The organism is Marininema halotolerans (assembly GCF_900116235.1).
In the GTDB taxonomy this organism is placed as follows: Bacteria; Bacillota; Bacilli; order Thermoactinomycetales; family DSM-45169; genus Marininema; species Marininema halotolerans.
In genome coordinates this window covers 427,876-449,360 of sequence record NZ_FPAA01000001.1, presented here as the reverse complement: position 1 = coordinate 449,360, position 21,485 = coordinate 427,876, and the positions used below count along the sequence as shown (strand labels likewise).

18 protein-coding genes and 2 pseudogenes are annotated in these 21,485 nt (G+C 45.6%); 6 read left to right on the top strand and 14 right to left on the bottom strand.

Annotated features, from left to right (window positions below; genetic code table 11):
- The first annotated feature begins 177 nt into the window (after positions 1-177).
- A complete protein-coding gene (locus tag CHX35_RS02220; protein ID WP_091833160.1) occupies positions 178-1,464 on the top strand; it encodes an adenylosuccinate synthase in 1,287 nt (428 codons plus the stop codon).
- Between the two features lie 213 nt (positions 1,465-1,677).
- On the opposite strand, the gene CHX35_RS02215 is transcribed toward CHX35_RS02220, so the two are convergent.
- From CHX35_RS02215 to CHX35_RS02195, 5 genes are all read right to left on the bottom strand, one after another.
- Positions 1,678-3,267, bottom strand: coding sequence for an FG-GAP-like repeat-containing protein (locus CHX35_RS02215; RefSeq protein ID WP_091833157.1), 1,590 nt, complete (start codon positions 3,265-3,267; stop codon positions 1,678-1,680).
- A gap of 216 nt (positions 3,268-3,483) precedes the next feature.
- Positions 3,484-3,963: a 23S rRNA (pseudouridine(1915)-N(3))-methyltransferase RlmH gene (gene rlmH, locus CHX35_RS02210; RefSeq protein ID WP_091833154.1), complete on the bottom strand. Its 480-nt coding sequence runs from the start codon at positions 3,961-3,963 to the stop codon at positions 3,484-3,486.
- Positions 3,964-4,014: 51 nt separating this feature from the next.
- The gene (locus CHX35_RS02205; protein ID WP_176391831.1) at positions 4,015-4,224 is read right to left on the bottom strand and encodes a CxxH/CxxC protein; all 210 of its coding nucleotides are present in this window, start codon (positions 4,222-4,224) and stop codon (positions 4,015-4,017) included.
- A 110-nt stretch (positions 4,225-4,334) separates the two neighbouring features.
- Positions 4,335-6,074, bottom strand: a complete 1,740-nt coding sequence (locus CHX35_RS02200) for a sulfatase-like hydrolase/transferase (RefSeq protein WP_091833148.1) — start codon at positions 6,072-6,074, stop codon at positions 4,335-4,337.
- A gap of 167 nt (positions 6,075-6,241) precedes the next feature.
- Entirely contained in the window at positions 6,242-7,405 is a 1,164-nt protein-coding gene (locus tag CHX35_RS02195; RefSeq protein ID WP_091833145.1) for a S1C family serine protease, read from the bottom strand.
- 202 nt (positions 7,406-7,607) lie between these two features.
- Here CHX35_RS02195 and CHX35_RS02190 point away from each other — a divergent pair, with 202 nt between their 5' ends.
- Entirely contained in the window at positions 7,608-7,799 is a 192-nt protein-coding gene (locus CHX35_RS02190; RefSeq protein WP_091833142.1) for a hypothetical protein, read from the top strand.
- A 201-nt stretch (positions 7,800-8,000) separates the two neighbouring features.
- Here the strand turns inward: CHX35_RS02190 and CHX35_RS02185 are convergent, their stop codons facing one another.
- The 7 genes and pseudogenes from CHX35_RS02185 to CHX35_RS02160 form a co-directional block, all read right to left on the bottom strand.
- The gene (locus CHX35_RS02185) at positions 8,001-8,801 is read right to left on the bottom strand and encodes an MBL fold metallo-hydrolase (protein ID WP_091833140.1); all 801 of its coding nucleotides are present in this window, start codon (positions 8,799-8,801) and stop codon (positions 8,001-8,003) included.
- A gap of 23 nt (positions 8,802-8,824) precedes the next feature.
- A complete protein-coding gene (gene yycI, locus CHX35_RS02180) occupies positions 8,825-9,571 on the bottom strand; it encodes a two-component system regulatory protein YycI (protein WP_091833137.1) in 747 nt (248 codons plus the stop codon).
- Positions 9,572-9,577: 6 nt separating this feature from the next.
- Positions 9,578-10,921 carry a two-component system activity regulator YycH gene (gene yycH, locus CHX35_RS02175; RefSeq protein WP_176391830.1) on the bottom strand — a complete coding sequence of 448 codons (1,344 nt, stop codon included), beginning with the start codon at positions 10,919-10,921 and terminating at the stop codon, positions 9,578-9,580.
- Positions 10,918-11,265 (bottom strand): annotated as a pseudogene (locus tag CHX35_RS18130) (sensor histidine kinase); the annotation flags it as partial. The pseudogene CHX35_RS18130 and the gene yycH, both read right to left, overlap by 4 nt.
- A gap of 162 nt (positions 11,266-11,427) precedes the next feature.
- A pseudogene (locus CHX35_RS18125) lies at positions 11,428-12,450 on the bottom strand (histidine kinase dimerization/phospho-acceptor domain-containing protein); the annotation flags it as partial.
- A 293-nt stretch (positions 12,451-12,743) separates the two neighbouring features.
- Positions 12,744-13,457 (bottom strand): response regulator YycF, encoded by a 714-nt coding sequence (yycF, locus tag CHX35_RS02165; protein ID WP_091833128.1) that lies wholly within the window; start codon positions 13,455-13,457, stop codon positions 12,744-12,746.
- A 25-nt stretch (positions 13,458-13,482) separates the two neighbouring features.
- Positions 13,483-14,358, bottom strand: coding sequence for a gluzincin family metallopeptidase (locus CHX35_RS02160; protein WP_091833125.1), 876 nt, complete (start codon positions 14,356-14,358; stop codon positions 13,483-13,485).
- A gap of 202 nt (positions 14,359-14,560) precedes the next feature.
- Here CHX35_RS02160 and CHX35_RS02155 point away from each other — a divergent pair, with 202 nt between their 5' ends.
- Together CHX35_RS02155 and CHX35_RS02150 are read left to right on the top strand one after the other, a co-directional pair.
- Entirely contained in the window at positions 14,561-15,307 is a 747-nt protein-coding gene (locus CHX35_RS02155) for a YheC/YheD family protein (RefSeq protein ID WP_176391829.1), read from the top strand.
- Between the two features lie 220 nt (positions 15,308-15,527).
- Positions 15,528-16,133 (top strand): hypothetical protein, encoded by a 606-nt coding sequence (locus CHX35_RS02150; RefSeq protein ID WP_091833119.1) that lies wholly within the window; start codon positions 15,528-15,530, stop codon positions 16,131-16,133.
- A gap of 94 nt (positions 16,134-16,227) precedes the next feature.
- Here CHX35_RS02150 and murQ read toward each other — a convergent pair whose 3' ends face one another.
- Together murQ and CHX35_RS02140 are read right to left on the bottom strand one after the other, a co-directional pair.
- Entirely contained in the window at positions 16,228-17,130 is a 903-nt protein-coding gene (gene murQ, locus CHX35_RS02145; protein ID WP_091833116.1) for an N-acetylmuramic acid 6-phosphate etherase, read from the bottom strand.
- A gap of 50 nt (positions 17,131-17,180) precedes the next feature.
- Positions 17,181-18,623 carry a PTS transporter subunit EIIC gene (locus CHX35_RS02140; RefSeq protein ID WP_091833114.1) on the bottom strand — a complete coding sequence of 481 codons (1,443 nt, stop codon included), beginning with the start codon at positions 18,621-18,623 and terminating at the stop codon, positions 17,181-17,183.
- 391 nt (positions 18,624-19,014) lie between these two features.
- Here CHX35_RS02140 and CHX35_RS02135 point away from each other — a divergent pair, with 391 nt between their 5' ends.
- Both CHX35_RS02135 and CHX35_RS02130 read left to right on the top strand, forming a co-directional pair.
- Complete coding sequence (locus CHX35_RS02135; RefSeq protein WP_091833111.1) at positions 19,015-20,784, top strand: ATP-binding protein; 1,770 nt, start codon at positions 19,015-19,017, stop codon at positions 20,782-20,784.
- Between the two features lie 70 nt (positions 20,785-20,854).
- Positions 20,855-21,367: a YwhD family protein gene (locus CHX35_RS02130; RefSeq protein WP_091833108.1), complete on the top strand. Its 513-nt coding sequence runs from the start codon at positions 20,855-20,857 to the stop codon at positions 21,365-21,367.
- Positions 21,368-21,485: the final 118 nt, after the last annotated feature.

The following is a 21,485-nucleotide window of genomic DNA, read 5'->3' as shown; positions in this document are numbered from 1 at the left end:
TAGATGTGACCATATGAGATTTAGGGTGTTGGTATGACCAGAAATGATAGATAAAACACGAACATAAAATATTAATAGGATATAATTGTTCGTGTTTATCGTTGACATCCCTTCTTTTCCTCGATAGACTGTAAAAGGATAAAATTTCGTGACACCTCTTAAAAGGAGGAATGTAGTATGTCGACAGTCGTCGTCGTCGGAACCCAGTGGGGCGATGAGGGTAAAGGAAAAATTACGGATTACTTAGCTGAAAAAGCAGAGATGGTTTCCCGCTACCAAGGGGGGAATAACGCAGGGCATACCATTGAGTTTGGTGGGAAGCGATATAAATTGCACCTGATTCCTTCGGGGATTTTTTATCCTGAAAAGGTGTGTGTTCTAGGAAATGGGATGGTGCTTCATCCCCAAGCCATGGTGGAGGAACTGGAGTACCTTCGTACCCATGGATTTTCCACACAAAATCTTCGCATTTCAGATCGTGCCCATGTCATTATGCCGTATCATATCCGCTTAGATAAGGCGGAGGAGAATCGTAAAGGCGCATCCAAGATTGGAACCACAGGGAAAGGAATCGGCCCTGCATATATGGATAAAGCGGCTCGGACGGGCATCCGCGTTTCGGATCTATTGGACCGGGACCTTTTCGCAAAAAAACTAAAGAAGAACATTGAAGAGAAGAATCGGGTCTTGGAAAAATTATATGATGCTGAGGGTTTCACCTTTGAGGAGATCTATGAGCCCTATGTCGCTGTGGCGGATCAGTTGCGCCCCTATGTCACGGATACTTCGGTTGTGCTCAATGATGCAATCGATCAGGGGCATCGGGTTCTTTTCGAAGGAGCTCAGGGGGTCATGCTGGATATTGATCAGGGAACCTACCCCTTTGTTACTTCCTCCAACCCAGTAGCTGGTGGGGTCTGTATTGGCTCAGGAGTTGGTCCAACAAAGATTCATCAAGTGATTGGGGTAGCAAAGGCGTATACGACACGTGTAGGTGATGGTCCTTTCCCAACGGAATTGCACGATGAAGTGGGTGAGAAAATCCGGGAAATTGGTCGTGAGTATGGGACAACGACAGGTCGCCCTCGTCGTGTTGGTTGGTTTGACAGTGTGGTCGTTCGTCATGCCCGTCGAGTGAGTGGAATCACAGGACTCTCCCTCAACTCGATTGATGTGTTAACGGGACTGGAGACGGTGAAAATCTGTACGGCTTATCGTTATCGCGGACGCGTGATGGAAAACTATCCGGCAAACCTGGATGTATTGGCGGAGTGTGAACCGGTGTTTGAGGAATTACCGGGTTGGCAAGAAGATATTACCGGGGTTCGAAATCTCTCTGATCTCCCGTTAGCGGCGCAACACTATATCGAACGAATTACCCACCTCACAGGGATTCCCCTTACGATATTCTCGGTGGGGCCTGGCCGGGAGCAAACGATTCAAGTTCGTCCAGCATACGCTTAACACAAAGGGTTGGTAAAGGAAAGGGTCTACTCCCATCCTTACCAACCCTTTTCGTTTGGATCATCTGTAGAAATATCTGCTAAGGAATTGTAGTCTACTGAATGGATAAAACAGACGGTTCGTTGCTTCAAAACAGGCGAATCTTCTTATTTAACATCATATATCCGTATAGTTATTTGGGCATACTGCCCATTTATAGCATCACAGAGGGTATTACTCCTCTTCCATCTGGTTGACATCCACCTGGAAGGAACCCGTGGCCGTATTGCCGGATGAATCCGTCGCGGTGCAAATGACGGTGGTGATTCCTAGTGGAAAGAAGGAACCAGAAGGAGGACGACAGATAACTGTCGGGTTGGGGCAGTTATCTGTAACGGTTGGTGCCGGATAAGTAACAATGGTCCCAGCGGGGTTTACGGTTTCCACATCAATATCCTTTAGACCGGAAATAACAGGGGCCTCGGTATCCTTGACCGTGACGGTAAAGGTACAAGATTCAACATTGTTTTGTAACCCTACGGCTATGGCAGTGACGGATGTGGTTCCCACTGGAAAAAAAGAGCCACTAGGGGGAAAGTAGGAAATGCTCAATCCTGGACACTGGGTGACAACAGAGAAATCTACCGTTGCACCGCATTTGCCTGTGTCATTATCGACGAGCAAATCAGGGCAGGAAGTGAAAGCCACACAGTTATTAAAGTTGATGGTAACCGTTCCCTCGTCCTTGTTGGGAACCGCAACATCCTGGCGACCATCATTATTAAAATCGGCGCTAATGATCTCAAGCGAGCCGGTATCGTCCAGGGCGATATCGGATTGGGTAAAGGTTCCGTCACCATTACCCAGAAGAAATAAATTGGGTGTTCCTTCAACAGAGAGTGCAAGGTCGATGATTCCATCGCAGTTGACATCCGTGGTCGTGACAAATTGCACATTACTAATGGGGATGATACTGGAATTAGAAAACGTTCCATTTCCCCCACCTAAAAAAATGACAACGTTTCCGCTATTAATATTCGTCACTGCCAAATCCATATTGCCATCCAGGTTAAAGTCTCCAGATGCTAAAGAGAGGGGAGTAAAGCCGAGGGTGCTGAATAAAGAGAGCTGGGTAAAGGATCCATTGGTATATTTAAAAATGGAGATCGCTCCATCCGTTACCACGGAGTCGGTTTCCGATGCAAGCACCACTTCAGGGAGACCATCGCCATCGATGTCCGCTGCGATAATCGGTACGGGATTGTTTACCGGAACGGAATAGGGTGAACCCGTTGCTGCTACAAAGGTTCCATTTCCTTGCCCCAAAAAGACCGAAAAGTTATTGGAGACACTATGGGTGATTGCAAGATCAAGGTTCCCATCTCCATTAAAATCCGCAGCTACAATTCGAGGCCCCAAACGTGATGGGGAAGTTAACCCGATTCCCCCTGTACTAAAGGTATTGAGAAGCGTAAATCCTTGCCCGGCTTGATTAAGATAGATGGAGATCTCATCATTACCCGTGATTGCGTCAACAGTAGCAAGAGCAAGGTCGATGTAGGTATCGTGATTAAAATCCCCACTGGTAATCCCTTGGGCAATCTTATTGGTGGGAACCGTTAGTTGCGTGGGTGGAACCGTAAAGCCATTTTCATCTCGGTAAAAGACGGAGATGGAGGAGGGTACGCCGTTGGGGACGGCACCCTGATTTGAAACCGCAAGGTCGATGAAGCCATTATGATTAAAATCCCCATTTGTGAGGAATTGCGAATTTGTCTCACCCGTATCTAAGATGAGCGTGCTTGTATAGGCAGGACAGACCATTTAATTTCTCCCTCCTAGTCAATCATTCTGGGTATTGTATGAGCGCCTATTTTTTGGGGTGTCTAATTAAATGAAATGAATACTAGTACAGGGTGAAGATGAGGTCATTCAACTTGGGTGGTTGGGCTTAAAAATTGGATAGGGGGTTCCATATAAAAGAGGAACTTATCCATGACGGGTAAGTTCCTCTTTATCATTACGTTTGAATAGGGGGCCTTACTTATGATAGGTCTCCCCCCGATTGATCTTAAAGGATCGATAGACCTGTTCCAACAATAACATGCGCATTAATTGATGGGGGAACGTCATTTTGGAAAAGGAGAGGGTATAATCGGCTCGTTGCAGTACGGATTTAGTTAAGCCGTAGGAACCCCCAATGATAAAGGCAACTTTACTTCGTCCGTAAGTGGCCAGTTGATCCAGATGATTGGCTAAGGTTTCGGAGGAGAAGGCAACGCCTTGTATAGCAAGTGCGATGGTGTAGGTATCGGATGAGAGTGCACGCAAAATACGCTCCCCCTCTTTGGTGACAATCTGATCGATTTCCGCAGGAGAGAGAGGCTCTTGCCCCTTCTCTTCAGCGATCTCTGTTACCTCGACTTTTGCATAGGGGGTGATCCGTTGTATGTAATCCTCTACACCCATACGTAAATATTTTTCTTTCATTTTGCCGACGGCGATGATTTGAATTCTCATCTGATCCCTCCAACGATGCGTGTTCTTACAACCCGCTCTCGTTTTTTGCCATTATTCGTGATTGGTTTGAGCAGAAAGACGGTAGGAGGGCGTGCTACCACACCAGTGGCAGGTTGCTGTTCCTAGTTCCTCGGGTTCACAAGGAAAGAGGTCAGGAGCGGTTTCTGCTTCATCGACGAGTTGATCGAGTACAACTTCAATATGCTCATTGCAAGCATACCAAGTAATTGAATGGGGTTCAGTTTGATGGGTACCTGCCATGATAAGTCCTCCATTTTCGTCATTCTTTTTAGTGTAGCATGAAGCGGTAAGGGATGCATCCATTCATCCCTCAGTGGATTTGGGTTTAGGATGCTCTTTATTACGGGTCCTTAATGAGTATGGGGAGTCAAATGCTTTTGTTTGCGTTGAGACAGTAAAAGATGATTCAATGTCTGCCGAATCCTTTGCATGGTAGGGTTTGTTGATAAAGCGAGATTCGTCATTTCGAAGGGGTCGCGGGTGAGGTTATACATCTCCCATTGATCGGGTACGGGAACCCTTTTGATGGTGGTATAACATGAGACCTTATCCCAAGGGAAGGGGAAGACGGTTCGCCTATCTTCCTCATCGGGCTGACTCCAAAACTGGGGGTTATCATAATAACGAGAATACTTCCAGCGCTCTGATTGCCCGTTCAGGCCTGTATCGAGGTGGGTGATAATCGTCTCAATATGATTCGGTTGTACCACCGATGAATAAGGGATGCCTAAAATATCCCTTTGATTCGGTCCCCTTGTCACATCATCATCGGTCATGAAATAGATCGGTTCATTTTGAGCGGATTCCCCGTGCTTGTCGATGATAGTGGAAGATAAATCACGTCCCACAAACGATCGAACCTCAATGTGAGATCGCTTTAGCTGTTCAGCAATCGGCTTCGGATCAATCCCTGCCAATCCCAGTAGTGTGGGTAAGACATCCACATGGCTAGTAAGCTGATCTGTGGAAAAATACCCATTGAACAGAGTCGGGGAGTGAATGATGAGGGGAATATGAATGGATTCCTCATAGGCTTGATAAAACTTTTGAAAGATGCCTCCGTGAGAACCAAGTTGATCACCGTGATCTGAGGTGAAAATGACAATCGTATTGTCATAAAAGATGGAGTTTTTTAGTGTTTGAAAAACGTGATACATTTCTTGATCCACTTCTTGTTGGTAGGAATAATAAAGGCGACGATAATGAACTAAATCAAGGATTGGCTGAATAGCCAGGGGATAAAGCTTTTGATAGCTGTGTTGGGCCATGGGCTTCGTCGATAGGGATTCGTATGCACTGGGAGCGGGGGGGATGAAGGGAACGGCAGGGTGCACATCAAAGTTAAATCGTTGACTCGCCTGACTATATAGACCAAACAGCGAAATATCATGGGGATTTAAAAAGGAGGCGACCAGAAGCCAGGGTTGCTGCTCTTGAGGCTGGTTAGCTGCTTTGTATTGTGACTCGAGAGAACGAATCTGTTCAACCAACTCATACCGGTAGGCAATATCGCGGCCACTAACACCCTGGGCAGCAGAGGAAGCCGAATTATGTGGGGTATCCCCCACCGGTTCAGGACCTACCCAGTCGGAAAATCCAAAACTCTGTAAACGATTGGCAGCTAAGTAGATTTGTTCATCTTTGACGATCGGCACACCATCATTTGATTGATAACTGAGAAAGGATTGGCGTGAGGTGCCCGGTACCATGATATCTGCTTGGGAGATATGCCACTTTCCTTTATAAAGAGTTTGATAACCAGCATGACGGAAGTAATCTCCCATTGTAGGAACCGTATTGGCGTCCAACCAATACATATCGGAATCAAACCGATCTTTTGCAACACCTGGTGTCTGGGTGACATTGTGGAGGGAGGGGTATTGTCCTGTGTACAAGGAAGTTCTACTCGGGCAACATGCCGTGCTTGCTGTGTAGTGGTTCTTAAACTCAAATCCCTTTTGTTTAAGAAGTTGTTGGGTTTTTAAATAGGTTGTCCGCCATGTCCGAATCTCCTCGTTTTCATATACAGGGGGAAACCGCTCCTGATCCACCGTAAAAATAAGAATGTTGGGTCGTTGATGTGGTTTCATAAGATCACCTCCATAACAACCAATGGTTTCTTGGCCCAATACAACCAATCGCATAGGAAACCGATCTTTTTAAGGCTATTCGGTTGCAGAGGTGTCCATGAAGGTTGGTTCAATAAAACAAAGCACTCGCAAATGTCGCGAGTGCTTTGTTTTATAAAAGCGCCAGTTTAAGAGGCTGCTTGTAGTTTGACTTTTGTCGTTTGTTTCTTACCATCACGATAATAGGTAATGGTCATGGTGTCACCTACATTTTTATCTTTCCATAGGTAGGAGCGAAGGGCAGAGCCGTTTTTGATGGGTTTGCCGTCCAGTTCCGTAATGACATCCAGTCGTTTAAGTTTTGCCTGATCTGCACTACTGCCCCCTGTCACTTTAATGACGACGACGCCATTTTGAACCGAGTCAGGTAAATTGAGCTGATGACGGTCATTGGCGGTGATGGTATCCAGATCGCGTAATTGAATACCTAAGAACGGACGTTTTACTTCTCCATATTGAATCAAGTCATTAATCGTGGGCTTTGCATCATTGACAGGAATCGCAAAACCTAACCCTTCGACGCCCTGTTCAGCAATTTTTAGGCTGTTAATGCCAATCACCTGACCTGCTGAATTGATGAGGGCTCCACCCGAATTGCCGGGATTAATCGCGGCATCGGTTTGAATCGCATCCATTACCATCGTTTCTGAGACTTGAATTTGTCGATGGGGGGAGCTGATAACGCCTGCCGTGACCGATTGGGAAAATTCTAATCCAAGGGGATTCCCGATCGCAATCGCTGGTTCACCCGCCTTAAGGTTATCGGAGTTGCCGAATTTAGCGACACTCTTTACATACTTGGAAGGCATCTCTAACACCGCTAGGTCTGTTGGTTCATCTTCACCAATCACCTTCGCATTTACTTCTTTCCCTTGATCTTTGCCAGGGATGACAACGCTAACTTGATCAGCGCCAGCGACTACATGGTGATTGGTTACAACAAGGGCTTTGTCCCCTTCTTTTTTGAAGATGACGCCGGACCCAGTCCCTTGTTCAACGGGTTTTTGATCGAAGGAATTTCCCGATTTTTGCAGATTAACCACGCCGACAACTGCTGAACGTACTTTTTGTACAGCACTTGTGATATTGGTATGGACACTGATGGAATTCTCAGGGCCAGTTTCCTCCGAGAGAACGGGTCCTTGGGCAGAGGGCTGAGGAAGAATTCCGGATCGACTCAAAGCGGGTGACAAAGCAAGTACCAGTAAACCACCAATGATCGCTGAAATTAGAGCGACAAAGAATAGGCGAAGAGGACTACTTGAACCCTTTTGATTATTGTAATACCCCACGGTCAATTTCCTCCTTCATAGAACGAGAAATCGGACGAATTTCTCTTACATTATTTGATGGGTGTAGGATTATTATACTGAATCCCTATGGTGCTCTAAAAGGAGGGATTGCAAATGTTCAAAGAAATGTTTTTAATTTTCTGGCTCTAGGGTTTGCTAGCTCCCCTTTTCGCTCAAACTAGAGAGAAAGGGGGCAGGCATCGTGAGTTCAGAAAAAAAGGAAGATTTGACAGATCCATGGACATTGGTAAATTGGGGAGCACAGCTCGCCGATTTAAAAGAATCGGATAATCGGACTCGATTATGGATTGGGGCCATCCTGCAAGTATTGATTGATAAAGAAATGGTAACGATCCAGGAAATCGAAAAACGGATGGCCGAGTTAGAAGGATGAACCTCCTTAAAAAAGAACCCTGCGATCAGCGCAGGGCAGCGGATTCAACAGAGATGTAATGGTACCCGAAGAGATTGGCTGGGTAACCTCAATATGGCTCGCTGTTTAAGGAGGACACTTTTTATTATAACGGCTTTTCTAGCATGAATCATGAGAATCAGATTAGAATTGCCTGTGATTGGTCTTAGGAAAGGGGATGGATTAGATTCGTTTGTGAATGGTTCGTAGAGGAGTCGGTCGGTTGGGCCAGGTTTCGCGGAGGTGAATGTCCTTCCCAACATGTAACCCTTCCTCCTCCAGAATGTTGCGAACGGTAAGGTGTGCCAGCTCGGTTAAGTTGTTATCCTGACTTAAATGAGCGAGATGGATATCCTCTCCTTCTCCTTTGAGGATATCAAGGAGAGCCTCTGCAGCATCTTCGTTGGATAAATGGCCCACATCACTTAAAATGCGTCGCTTAATATTCCAAGGGTAAGATCCCATGCGAAGCATTTCAACATCGTGATTGGACTCAAAAATGAGGACGTTTGCACCACGTACCTTGTCTACAATTCGTTGATTAATATAGCCGGTATCGGTTACCAGCCCTAAAGAGACATCTTCGTTATGAAAGCAAAATCCCATCGGTTGTGCAGCGTCATGGGAAATCGGAAATGATTGCACAGTGATATCCTTTAATTGCAGGGTGGATAACACAGGGAAAATGCGTTGTTGATCAGGATGAATGGCGCCAACACTCGTCGGCAAACTTGTCCAGGTTGCTTCATTCATATAAATAGGCAGTTGATAGCGACGTGCAAAAACTCCAAGTCCCTTTACATGATCAATATGTTCATGAGTGACTAAGAGTGCATCGAGTTGAGTAGGGTCCGCACCGATTTCTTTTAATTTGGCTTCCAGCTGCTTACCCGATAGGCCCGCATCGATGAGAAGACGGATATGATCCGTCTCGATATAAAGAGAGTTTCCTGTACTGCCACTCGCCAAAATACTGTACTTCATGTAAATGATCTCCTCTGACTCAACTATTCATGAATCTTCTCATTGGGGGATGATTCGATGGCTCCATTAAAGGCATTGACATAAAAAGTATGCTTATTGGTTTGAATGCGCCACATGGGTTGTAGTACACGCACTTGATTATCATAGGATTGACTATGGTATCCCAACTGAATATCCACGACGGTCTCTTTTTTTTGAATTTGACCTTTTTCTATTAAGTTGATCAAGGTAGTGGTTGCAGAAACACCTGCTCGTTTGGCACTGTCTTGCGAACCAATGGTTAAACGAGATTGATGAAGAGAGACAAGATGGTTCTCATCTTTCCAGTTCGCTTCTAATTTACCATCAAAAATGAGACGTTTGCCATAGCGTTGATAATACACTTGATGCTTACTATTGGATTCATTGGGCTGAAAAGCATAACGATCAAGGTTGTCAACGTAACGTTCTAAGATTTTCTCCCGATCACCGCTGACCTTGATCGGTGGATCAAAGGTTTGTACCCATCTCCCCTCAGCATCGTGAACCCAGGGTTCTTTAAAAGAGACTACACTTCCTTGCAAAATGTTTACCTGAGGCGGATCCTCTGGTATTTTACCGAGGATCGTAATATCCGCCTCTGTAGCGATCTCGGTCAGCTCTTCCCGAGTATTCGTCGCTTGACCATCCCTGGATTGCTCTGTTCGTGCATGAAGGAGCTGACTGGCAAGGAAGATGTTTAAGGCAAGAAAAGCTACGATGAGTATGCTTTTCGCTTTACTCCACTCCATGGGGAATCACCTTCCTGTACCTCGTTTTTCTACGTAGCTTCTCGTCCCATCCCTTAATTGAATAATCCATGTGGGGATATATGTGACCGTATCTTTATTCACAGCAGCCCGATACCCCGGATGAATGCTGGCTACCTTTTTTTCTAACGTGATCCCTTTTCGGTCCAATTCGGCGAGGAGATCTTTTTTGTTAAGCAGAGTATCCACCTTGGTCATTTTTTTATTGGGTTGTAAGGTGGGATAGATCAGAGAACGATCATAGCTAGTGACGCCTTTCCCAATGGCAGAAAGCCGCATTAAAGCAGGAGTGATCTCTTCCTTTCCGTCCCAATAGACAGGAAGTCCATTAGAGTAAAGCCGAAACCGGTAGTACGGAGTTGATTGATTGGAATCGTTCTCCACCTCGTCAAGTAAGAAATTCCCAGTCCAACCCCCATGGCGTCGCATAAATTGGTAAATCAGATCCAATTGATCGGTGATACTCCCTTTTGTGATCGTAGTGGTATCGGGACGATTGTAGATCATTAGTTCCTTTGCTGTATTGTGTTGAAGGGTGCGTGTCGTATCGGTATACATCGTAGCATGGTCCAGGGTAAGTTTTTTTTCAATTAAATTTGAATCAGGAAATAGCGATAGTTTTAAGTCATTGATCGCGATTTTTTTAATTGGAAATTGCATTTGATCCATTGGTAACGGATCATTTGGGAGATAGAAGGGCAGAGGAACCTCCCGATTTTTTTTGGGTAAGGTAGCAGACAGGGAAGGGGAGTCGAATGTATTCGCTATTTTTAAGCAATCATCAAAGGAGTCCAGCCGTGTTTTGTATTGAATCGTTTCTCCGGTTTTATCGGAGATGAAGCGGGCCGCAAGGTTCCCGGATGAATTCTCGAATATCCATACGCGACTGACGGATGATAGATCCGGTTTGATAAAATCATTGGAAAAAAAGGATTGCGTTATATCAGGTGGGAGATTACGTGAAAAACGCAACTCGATCCCTTGCTTTTTCTTCATCAAGGACTCCCAATCTTTTTCGGAGGGCGTTACCTTTTGCGGTCGAGTGAATTCAGCAAGGGCCAACTTGGATAAGAAAGTCCGAAACGGCCCCTTTTCTAGGCTCTCAGAGAGTAGCTGATGCTTTCCATCTTGATGAATATAAATTTGACCGGGTGCCGTAATTTCATGGATTCCCTTTTTTTCAAAGGGTTGCTTTACGATCTTATGTGGATACGAATAATCGGGAGTTAGCACTTCTTCATAAGAGGGAGAGATATAAAGAAGAATTCCTGATTGCACCAAACTGGTTATCATGAGTACCGTCAGAAGGACGGATTTGATGTGTTCTTTCATCGAATGACCTCCGGTTCGCAGGGGGGCAAGGTAAAGCGAACGGTAGTGCCCCATCCGTAACGGCTATCCATCGTGATCGTGCCGCCGTGGGCTTCGACTATCTCTTTGGCGATGGCCAAACCGAGCCCAGTCCCTCCCATATTACGGGAGCGGGCTTTATCGACACGATAAAAGCGCTCAAAGATCATCTCAAGGTCTTTCTGGGGAATGCCGATCCCACGATCAGAGACCGCGACAACAACAAAACCATCCGAACGACGGCGGGCAGAGACGGTGATACTTCTTCCTTCTGGCGTGTATTTAACCGCATTGGAAATCAAATTGTCTAGCACTTGATCCAATTGATCTCGATCTCCATAGATCTTTGGTAATAAGTCATGTGAGCGGAAAGTGATATCAATATTTTTTTGTTCTGCAGGAATGGTAAAACGCTCTACCGCATCAGAGAGAATCGTTTCAACCATGAGTGGTTGGCGGTTAAACCGAACCTTTTTGGCGTCCAAACGTGATAATTGTAAGAGATCGTGAATGAGCCGGGTCATGCGTTCGGATTCTTGACGGGTCACCCGCAAAAAGCGTTTAGCTAATTCAGGATCCTCCATAGCGCCACCTTCATCTAAAGCCTCTAAATAGCTCTTGATCGTGGTAAGCGGTGTTCGTAATTCGTGGGAGACATTAGCGACAAAATCCTTTCGTTGTCGATCCAGTTTATTTTCTTCAGTGACATCTTGTAGCACTGCAAGCAGACCGACTGTCTCTTCAGAGCGGCGAATCGGTGTGAAGGTGATTTTCACCACAGTAGGGTCATCCTCATCCTCCCGATTCAATTCTAGATAGGTTTGCCTCTCCTCGACGAGAGGGAACGAAAGTGGCTCGGAGAGGGGAAGGGCTTGGGTAAGAGGGTCTCCTTTGGCAATCGGCCGTCCGAGGATATTGACGGCTCGGCGGTTCACCACGATGACACATCCACGATCATCGGTGGCGATGACCCCATCACTCATATTGGTCAAGACAGATTCTAACTTTCCTTTTTCCTCTTCATTTTGAGAGAGGGCTTCACGCAGGTGTTGTGCCAGGTGATTAAAGGCAGCGGCGAGTTGTCCAATTTCGTCGTTGCTTTTTACTGCCACTTGGCGATCAAAATCACCTTGTGCCATTTCTGAAGCTTGTTCCGTAATCTCTTTCACTGGGTTGGTAATTGTGCGAGCAAGGATGATGCCAAGAATAACGGTTCCCACTAAGGAGAAGAGAGAAATTTGTAGAAGTTTGTTGTTAATTGTTCGGATGGTTACGTAGGTACTGGTCATGGGTGCTTCGATATATATCGCACCAATTACCTGCTCATTCTCAGTGATGGCTTTGGTATATAGAATCAGCCGTTGATTGTTAGGGCCCCGGCGAAATTGTGTCACATTGGGTTTTACGCCCCGTAAAACAGAGCTGACACGGGGATTTTTTTGACCGATTTTTGATTTGTTTTCGGTTGTGGCGCTCAAAACGATCCCATCCTGGTCGGTGAGTTGGACCATTTGACCGGATCCTTTATCAAGGATATAAAGATTTTGTAATAATTGATCCAATCGCTTCCGCCTTTTATCAGAGTTGGGTTGGGGTTTAGCAAGTTCTTTTGCCATCCCTCCCGGCGAAATCAATAGATCTGCTTGACGTTGTAGACGATCCTCCAAGTCCCCAACATAAAAATCCTCTAACTCTTTAAAAAAATAAACGCCAATTAATTGAATGGCAATCAAGAGGAGAGAGAGGTATATCAACACCATTTTCCATTGAACACTATTAAATAGACGCAACCCCTTCAGAAATTTCATCGGTCTCCTTGGGGATCCCGCATGGTGTAGCCGATACCGCGCCGAGTGATAATATAAGTGGGCTGGCTAGGATCATCCTCAATTTTCTCTCGCAGTCGACGAATGGTGACATCAACTGTACGTACATCGCCAAAATAATCATATCCCCAGACGGATTGAAGCAGGTGTTCACGGGTAAGTACCTGATTCACATTTTTAGCCATATATAAAAGTAATTCAAATTCTCGGTGGGTTAATTCAATGGGGTTTTTCCCTTTAGAAACGAGGTAACTTCCTTGATCGATGGTCAGGGAGCCTACTTGAAGGAGCTGGGAAGACGATGCAGGCGAAGTCTTCTCCCCTTGGTCTCGAGTACGGCGCAAATTTGCCTTTACACGAGCAAGAAGTTCACGGTTGCTAAAGGGTTTGGTTACATAGTCATCCGCACCAATCTCAAGACCAAGTACTTTATCTACTTCCGAGTCCTTTGCGGTCACCATAATAATAGGCAGTTGATGGTGTTGTCTTACTTGACGACAAACTTCAATGCCATCTGCACCCGGTAACATTAAATCGAGAAGAACCAAGTCTGGCGGCTCGGCTAAAATGCGTTCAATGGCCTCTTGACCATCATAAATGCACGTTACTTCGTGTCCTTCCTTTGATAAGTTAAATTGCAGGATATCCGCGATGGGTCGTTCGTCTTCGACAACATAAATTTTTGCACACATAGGCTCTTCCACCCCGCAATAAAAGTTATAAATCAAATTGATGAAGCCATTTGCGGTAAGATTGTTTCGGCGATTCACCGTAGGTTTTTTGCCATGCTGTAGCAAAGGGGGTTCCCTTCGCGAGTCGATCTTGTAGTTGTTGATTATGCGGTTCTCCATATTTATGGATCATCCAACGGAGAAACAAGAAGGATTGTCGATAGGCAAGTGCTTGATTAGGAAGCTCATCAAATTGGTTATTGAGTTGATCGTAGGTATAGAGCGATTCCGTGGGAAGAGGTTCCGTAGGAGAGATCAGTTCAAAACCTAATTGGGTGTACTCTACCCATTGCGCAAAGGCCTCAGTATACCAGAGGGGATAGTTCCCTGCAGTTGTCCAATCCAAGTAATAATGGGTGATCTCGTGGGTGAGTGGTCCCTCTTCATGAAAGAGTTTTCCCCATTCTTTCGGTTGATCGATGGCAGAAGGGAAGTTGTTATTCCATGCTGCTGGGTTGAGTAGATAGACGGCTCCCGAAGTGTAAATCCCATTAGCTTTATGACTTTTAGTTGTTGCGAAATGATCGGCCATCGATGAACGATCTGGAAAAAGAAAAATCGGTAACGTGCGGTGTGGTTTAAAATCGTATCGCTTGGAAAAAAAACGGAGGACATGCTCTGCTTCCTTAGCGATAAGTTTTGCCTCGTTTTTTTGAGAAGAGGTGTAATAGATGATCGTATTTTCGCTTTTAATGGTGTTGGCGTGACGAAATCGCCAGGATTCGAACAGTAAATTTCCCTGATACAACATGGGTTGGGCCAGTGTCATGCCACGATGAGTAAGGCCGATGAAAAGTGCTAGCGCAAGGACCCATAACAAAAATAAAGACCTTCGGTTAAGGGAGGTTCTTTTCTTGTTCATTTTCGCACATTCCTTTGTATGGAACAACAATGCTCTATATTCATTTCCATTTTAACACATTGATAGGCAAAAACGGAGAAGATGAATGGGGTACAAAATGGAATATCGTTGTAGCACTGTCCCTAAGGTGGAATAGACTGGGGAAGTACACAAAATGGATCATGAATCCAGTATGGGTAAAGGTTATAAGGAGGAGTTATCCTTGCGGAACTATCGGCAAATTGCAAGTAAAGCGCTAAAAACTAAAGTGATGCAATCCCATGACCCCCTTGCTGTCTATATACCAGAGACTACCTGGTTAAATAAGGTGGAACTCAAAAAAATGCTGGATCGATATCCAATGGTATTTATTAAGCCTGATAAGGGGAATGGTGGACACGGAATTATACGAATTCGCCGCTATCAAGATTGGTGTGAAGTTCGCTGGCGTAAAGAGCGGCAGCTGATGAGAATGGAAGAACTTCCAAAGCGGTTAGTGCGATACCTCTCACCTTCCCGTCCATACATCATTCAACAGGGAATTGAGATGGCGAAAGTGGATGGACGGCCCTTTGATATTCGTTTAATGCTACAAAAACCGGATACGCGGTGGCTTCTTAGTGGGATGGTGGCTAAAGTGGCAGCGCGGGGCGAATTTATAACGAATCATTGTAAAGGGGGTCTTCCCATCACAGCAAAGGAGGCAATGGTCCGTTCCTTTGGTGAGGGAAATCCTTTGAACGAACTTCTATACAAACATTTATTATCACTTTCCAGTATGACTGCAGAAGTATTGGATGAACGGTTCCCAGGGATAAAGGAATTGGGTATTGATGTCGGTCCTGACCAAGAAGGCCATCCGTGGATTTTTGAAGTAAATACCCGTCCGGATTTGTTTGTGTTTCAACATTTAAAGCACCATGGAGCGCAATATCGTCGAATTCTAGCACGTCGAAAACGATTGGTATAGCAAAAAAGTAGAAAACGGGAGAACTTGTCTCAATTCGACAAAATCTTCTGTTGACGATAAGTAGTCAGCATTGATACTATATTTGGCAAAAGAAGGATTTGCATATGCATAATGAGAAAAAAATGCGGTGCTGACTTCTTTATTTTTCTCTTGTAGCTTAAGGGGGATTGGGCTACAAGGGGTTTGGACAAGTACCGACGAATCGAAAGGGGTTTTGAAAATGACGATCACAGTTGGTGTTTATTTGGGAAAAAAAGATCGGTTCCTGCGTAATTGGTATGATATCCTACCCCGGGGCCAGTTTCCTCTTCTGGTTAAATACTGTATTCAATCCTACTTAAAAGGGGTGTACTTTCCCTTAGATACGATTTGTGATCGTGGGACGTTCCGTGAACGGATGGGAGTGCTTCAGGAATTATCTCCAACACAACGAAATGTTACCTTTACTAAAGAAGATGGTCCGATATTTGATTGGGTAGACAGTGTCGATAATGGCTATCGTAGTGAAGAGATTAAAAGCATATTGAAAGAGACGATTATACATACCTTATTGGAAGAGCCAGAACGAGCGCCTCTTGCTCACCAAACCTATCGGCGTCGATATGGTCATTGGCAAGAGCGTGAGGGGGCAGCGGCGTTAGAGGGGCGTGAAGGTGCTCCTGAACGGAGTACTGCTTATATGAATTCAGATGGGCGTCAAGGTCCGATCCGTATTGAGGAATTGTATGGCGTCAAGGATCCCATGTCACATAAATCCGTCAATGATGTTTCGAATGTGGAGCAGGGTGAGGAACATCCTCCGTATTCACGTTGGGTGAATCGCTAATCAATTAGTACGGCTGGGAGGAAGACAAAAGACAACGGATATCCCGTTGTCTTTTTCTAAATATTTTGTGGGATTGATAGGGATAATGATCGTGCTACGATTGATGAAGGGCATCTCGTACGCGACCGTTGCTACGAATGAGTCGTTGTCGAGCCGTCTCTACATCGATGTTGGCTAAAAGCAGAACAATTGCCGTTTTCACTTCACCACCTGCTCGCTCAAGTGTGCTGGCTGCTTTTGATAGGGATACACCCGTGGCAAGAGAAACAATCTGACGAGACCGGTTTTGTAATTTCTTATTGGTAGGTTTTAAGTCAACCATCAGATTGCTATAGGTCTTTCCGAGGCGAATCATTAAGGTTGTACTTAGCATATTTAATACCATTTTTTGCGCAGTTCCTGCTTTGAGCCGGGTGGAACCTGTCAGGATCTCAGGTCCTGTGTTTGGCTCAATGGCGTAGGTAGCTAGTTGCCCCATGGGAGAGTCAGGGTTGCATGTGATCGAAGCGGTTTTTGCTCCGATGTGGGAAGCGTAGGCGAGTGCTCCCAAGACATAAGGAGTACGTCCACTGGCAGATAATCCGATAAGGAAGTCCGTGGCGGTAAAGTCGCGCGCTTGTAGATCCCTGACCCCTTGATCCTTCCTATCTTCAGCCCCCTCAATCGCATACTGCAGGGCCTTGACTCCACCTGCTATGATTCCTTGAACGGTGCTAGGGTCACTTGAGAATGTCGGAGGGCATTCCGAAGCGTCTAATACACCGAGCCGGCCACTGGTTCCGGCACCCATATAAAAGATGCGTCCCCCCTGTAAGATGGATTCCACCATCGCATCAACTGTATCAGCAATCGATGGGAGTACGTTCTTTACAGCATGGGGTACGAATTGGTCTTCTTGGTTCATCACGGTTAGGATTTCCGACGTTGTCATCTGATCTAACCGATGGGTAGTTTGAAGGCGTTCTTCTGTGATCCAGCGTTGATCATTATTGTCCATGTAACGCCCTCCATAGTAAGAAATCATGCCGCCCTTTCAAAAAGGCGGACTTACGACGAAGTAGGTGAATGGAGGGAATGGGTCTTTGGTGCCTCCTTTGCTGGCGAAGCGCTTTTTCCAGTGTAGGTGTGATCCATTTCACGAGTAAAGCCAAAGAGCCAAGTGAAGAGGAAGCCGGCTCCATAAGCGGCGACGAGCCCGACCATAAAGTGAAGAAGGTGTCCCTTTGCCAAGAGAAGAGCACCTGGGAGGCCGGAGACTCCGATGGCGACTGTGGCTGTCCCCAGTGCCCCTTGAATCGCCCCGCCCACAGCAGCACCTAGACAAGCCGTTATAAATGGACGTCCCAAGGGCAGGGTGACTCCATAGATGAGTGGTTCACCAATGCCTAGAATACCTACAGGCACCCCACCTTTAATGACGGTTTTTAAGGTTGTATTTTTCGTTTTGAGATAGATGGCCAAGGCAGCACCTACCTGGCCCGCCCCAGCCATACCAAGTATCGGCCAGAGAGGATCCAATCCGGTCTTGTTCAGTAGTTCCATATGAATGGGGATTAACCCTTGATGAAGTCCTGTCATGACCAGGGGTAAGAACGTACCTGCAAGTACGGCACCAGATAGAGTTGCGCCTAACATCCCGCCTGTTTCTAATAAGGCTTTGAGACCATCAGTAATTCCATCGGCAATCCATCCGCCGAGAGGCTGAAGCAGTGTATAAGTCGCAAAACCTGTGATCAATAAAGCAAGCGTCGGTGTAATGATGATATCGATTGTGTTGGGAATGAAACGGCGGATATAACGTTCAGTGATTGAAATAAACCAGGCTGCCAAGAGCACGCCAATTAACCCTCCACGTCCAGGAACGAGGGCTTCACCATATAACGAGACGTTTCCGATATCGGGGAAAATAATCAATCCACCAGCAACGCCACCGAGTGCAGGGGTTCCTCCAAATTCACGGGCGGTGTTGATCCCTACAAAGATGGCAAGATAGGTGAATACGACCTTGCTCATGGCAGATAACAACAAGATGATTGGACTTTCTGAAGTGATTCCGAGTAGATTGGCAAGCAACTGGGTGTGAAGAATGACATTGGTCAGACCTAATAACATCCCACTGGCAACGATCGCCGGAATTAATGGAACGAAAATATTGGCCAACCGCTGTAAAAACCGCCTCATCAGAGTCGAGTTTTGATGGGGAGTATCTGCCTTTTCATCCGGTACTTCCTCTGGGGTCATGCCTGTCTCTCCAGCCATATGGTGAGCAATTCTTGCCACTTTTCCCGGACCTAAAATAATTTGGTAGTGGTCGGCTGAATGGACGACCCCTAACACGTCAGAGAGTTCTTTCAACCCGTGAAGTTGAACCTTTGTAGGATCTTTGATTGTTACACGGAGTCGAGTCATGCAATGGGATAGGGAGACCAGGTTTTCCTGCCCGCCTAATAAATTAAGGATGGAGCGGCTTAATTCCTTTTCCTTTTCCAATCCATATTCCCCCTCTATGAATCAAGTTTTCATATTGGTATTGATACAAGGTACGAATGCAAATTTGTAAACATACCACATCGTCTAGTAGTAATTAAATGGGATTGAAGGCATTTTATCACATTGTATAGTAAAGACATAAATTCCGATGGACAAAATTTGAATCGGTTTTTGACAGCTTTTGTCGAAACAAAGATTTGGAGGAGGAAATTTGATGTCTCAGATGGAATCCTTACGTTAATTTTATAGAGATGATTCGGAGAAAAATGAATGTCTATCCATTCATTCTTTTCAAGTATTTCATAATACCAATCAGGTCATCTTTAAATAAATCGGGACTGCCGCCAACGGGGAATGTGTTCGACGGAGGGTGAAATGGGGGGTTAAACCGTTGACCGACTGGCTGATCGCCTTGGGAAAGTACGGTGAAGGGTTCTTAGGGGTTATAGAAGGAAGCTGGGAAGCAACAGGGATTCTATTTGCTCTGCTCTTAGTAATGGTGTTGATGCGACATCAGTGGGCATCTGCACTTCCGTATGGTCTCTATTCATTGCTGGTTCTTGGAGTACTCATGGTATTGGATGCGTTGACAGGTGATTTTCGTTTTATGTGGGTGTATCTTATTGTGTTTGGCTTTTTGCATGATCGGATGCCTATTCAAAGAACCTGGGTATTTGCCTTGTTGTTCTTTGTCGGTCATACAGGTATGAAATATGGATTCGATGTTTTACCCCATGTGGAATCCATTGGTACAGAAGTTGCTTTGTTTGTCTTTTTTGGGTGGGTAAGTGGATTAATGTATCGGAGTCATGCTCGAGCAGAGGAGATCCAACAGGAGAATCGGCACTTATTAGACAAGGTGGACAAGGCACACTCACGGTTGCATGAATACATCGATGAGCTAGAAGAAACTTCGCGCCGGGATTACCTTACAGGTTTATATAACTTTGGAGGCTTTCAGGAGCAGGTAACCAAAAGTTTGTCACGGTGTATGGCAACCGGTCATTGTTATCATGTGGTCTGTGTGGATCTCGTTGATTTTCAACAGGTAAATATGAGAGAAGGAATTGATGCGGGTGATCAATTGTTGGTACAGATTGCTCGTCAATTGAAAAAAAACCTCCCACCTTTAGCGCAAGTGGCACGGTATGATGGCGATCAATTTGTTGTTGGGTTGACGGGTGATGAATCAGCGTTGCGATTTTGCTTGGAAACGGTGGAGAATGTCATCGCAGGTTTAAGGGCAGAACGTTCCTTAGTCAATGTTTGCATTGGCACGGCGACCTATCCAGCGGAGGCCCAAAGTGCTTCAGAGCTGATTCGTTTGGCTGAACATCGCCTTTCGATCGAACAAAAGCGGATTCGCCATCAAGAAGAGGAACGTCGAAGGCATCTTGAAAAGCTATCCGCTGTAGGACAATTAGCCGCTGGACTTGCTCATGAAATTCGTAATCCACTTACCTCAATTCGGGGGTTTATTCAAATATCAGCGACAGAATCTCCTGAGGTGAAGAGGTGGGAGTCGATTATGTTACCAGAAATCGATCGCATCAATGATTTGTTAAAACAGTTCCTCCATTTAAGTGAGACACGTCCGGCTCGCCATACCTTGTTTAATTTGGATCGTTTAATTGATGATGTTCTCCAATTGCTCCATCCGAAGGCAATTTTAATGGGGCATGAGTTAACGCCCCAACCGCCTTCCTCACCGGTCATTATTGAAGCAGATGCAGAGCAATTGAAACAAGTCCTGATCAACTTGGTGCAAAATGGACTCGAAGCATTGGCGGATAAAGGTGTCGTTTGTGTTCGCTGGAAAGAGATGCGTGATCGGATCAGCATTCGTGTGCAGGATTCTGGGAGCGGAATTCCTCCGGAGTATATGTCGCGGATCTTTGATCCTTTCTTTACGACGAAGGGAGATGGGACAGGGATGGGCCTTTCCATCTGTCATCGCATTATTTCGGAACATGGGGGTCAGATTCATGTGACGAGTCAACCGGGAAGAGGGACGACCTTTAATATCCACCTTCCCATCCGGCAAGTAATGAAGAACGAAGATGAACAAGGGGAATCAGCAGGTGTTCCTCTAAAATCGACACCAACCAACCGCAGCGAGGTGGTTGATCGCCTGAATATGTTGAATGCTTCTCCTTCCTAAGTCACCTTTTTGCACCAGGTTCTGCTTCTAGGATACAATGATTCTAGGAGAAAGAAGGGGGCGAAGGGTTATGAGCAAGAAAAATTCGGGTTTTAATATTATTCGTGAGGATTCCACCACCCATGGTGGATATCACACGGGGACACTTAATATATCCAACTTATCCTCTATATTAATTGATGGGGATGAGGCGCGTATTGACCTTGGGCTAATTCATGCCAAAAGCAAGGTGGAACGTGGCATCAAGTTTAGTTCAGATCCTCAGGATGTTCCTGAGGAAGGGAACCCTATTCAATATTGGGTTGTTTGGGTCGCTGTGGACCGAAAAGAAGAGGGCCCTTACTATGCGGGTGTGACGACTTGCTCAATGATTGTTAATCGCGAAGCACGGCGTGGTTGGAAAAACCTCGCTGAACATGTGAATCGTATGGATGATGCGTTAAAGCGTCGGATTAAAGTAGCTGGGTTGCAAGAAAATGAGAAGGCGGCACTCCGCCAACTATTAATTGAAAATAATGCGGAGTGGTGGGAGAATGCTACTGATGAATTAAAGGTCGCGTTGGGATCGGAAGCTAAAAAGTGAACGGTCTGTGAACAAATTCCTACCCAACTTGTTCCTTTATTCTTCCGGGTGTACACTAAAGTCCAGGTTTCGGAATCGTATAGCTAGGACACTAAAAAAAGCGGGCGAACCCCCGCTT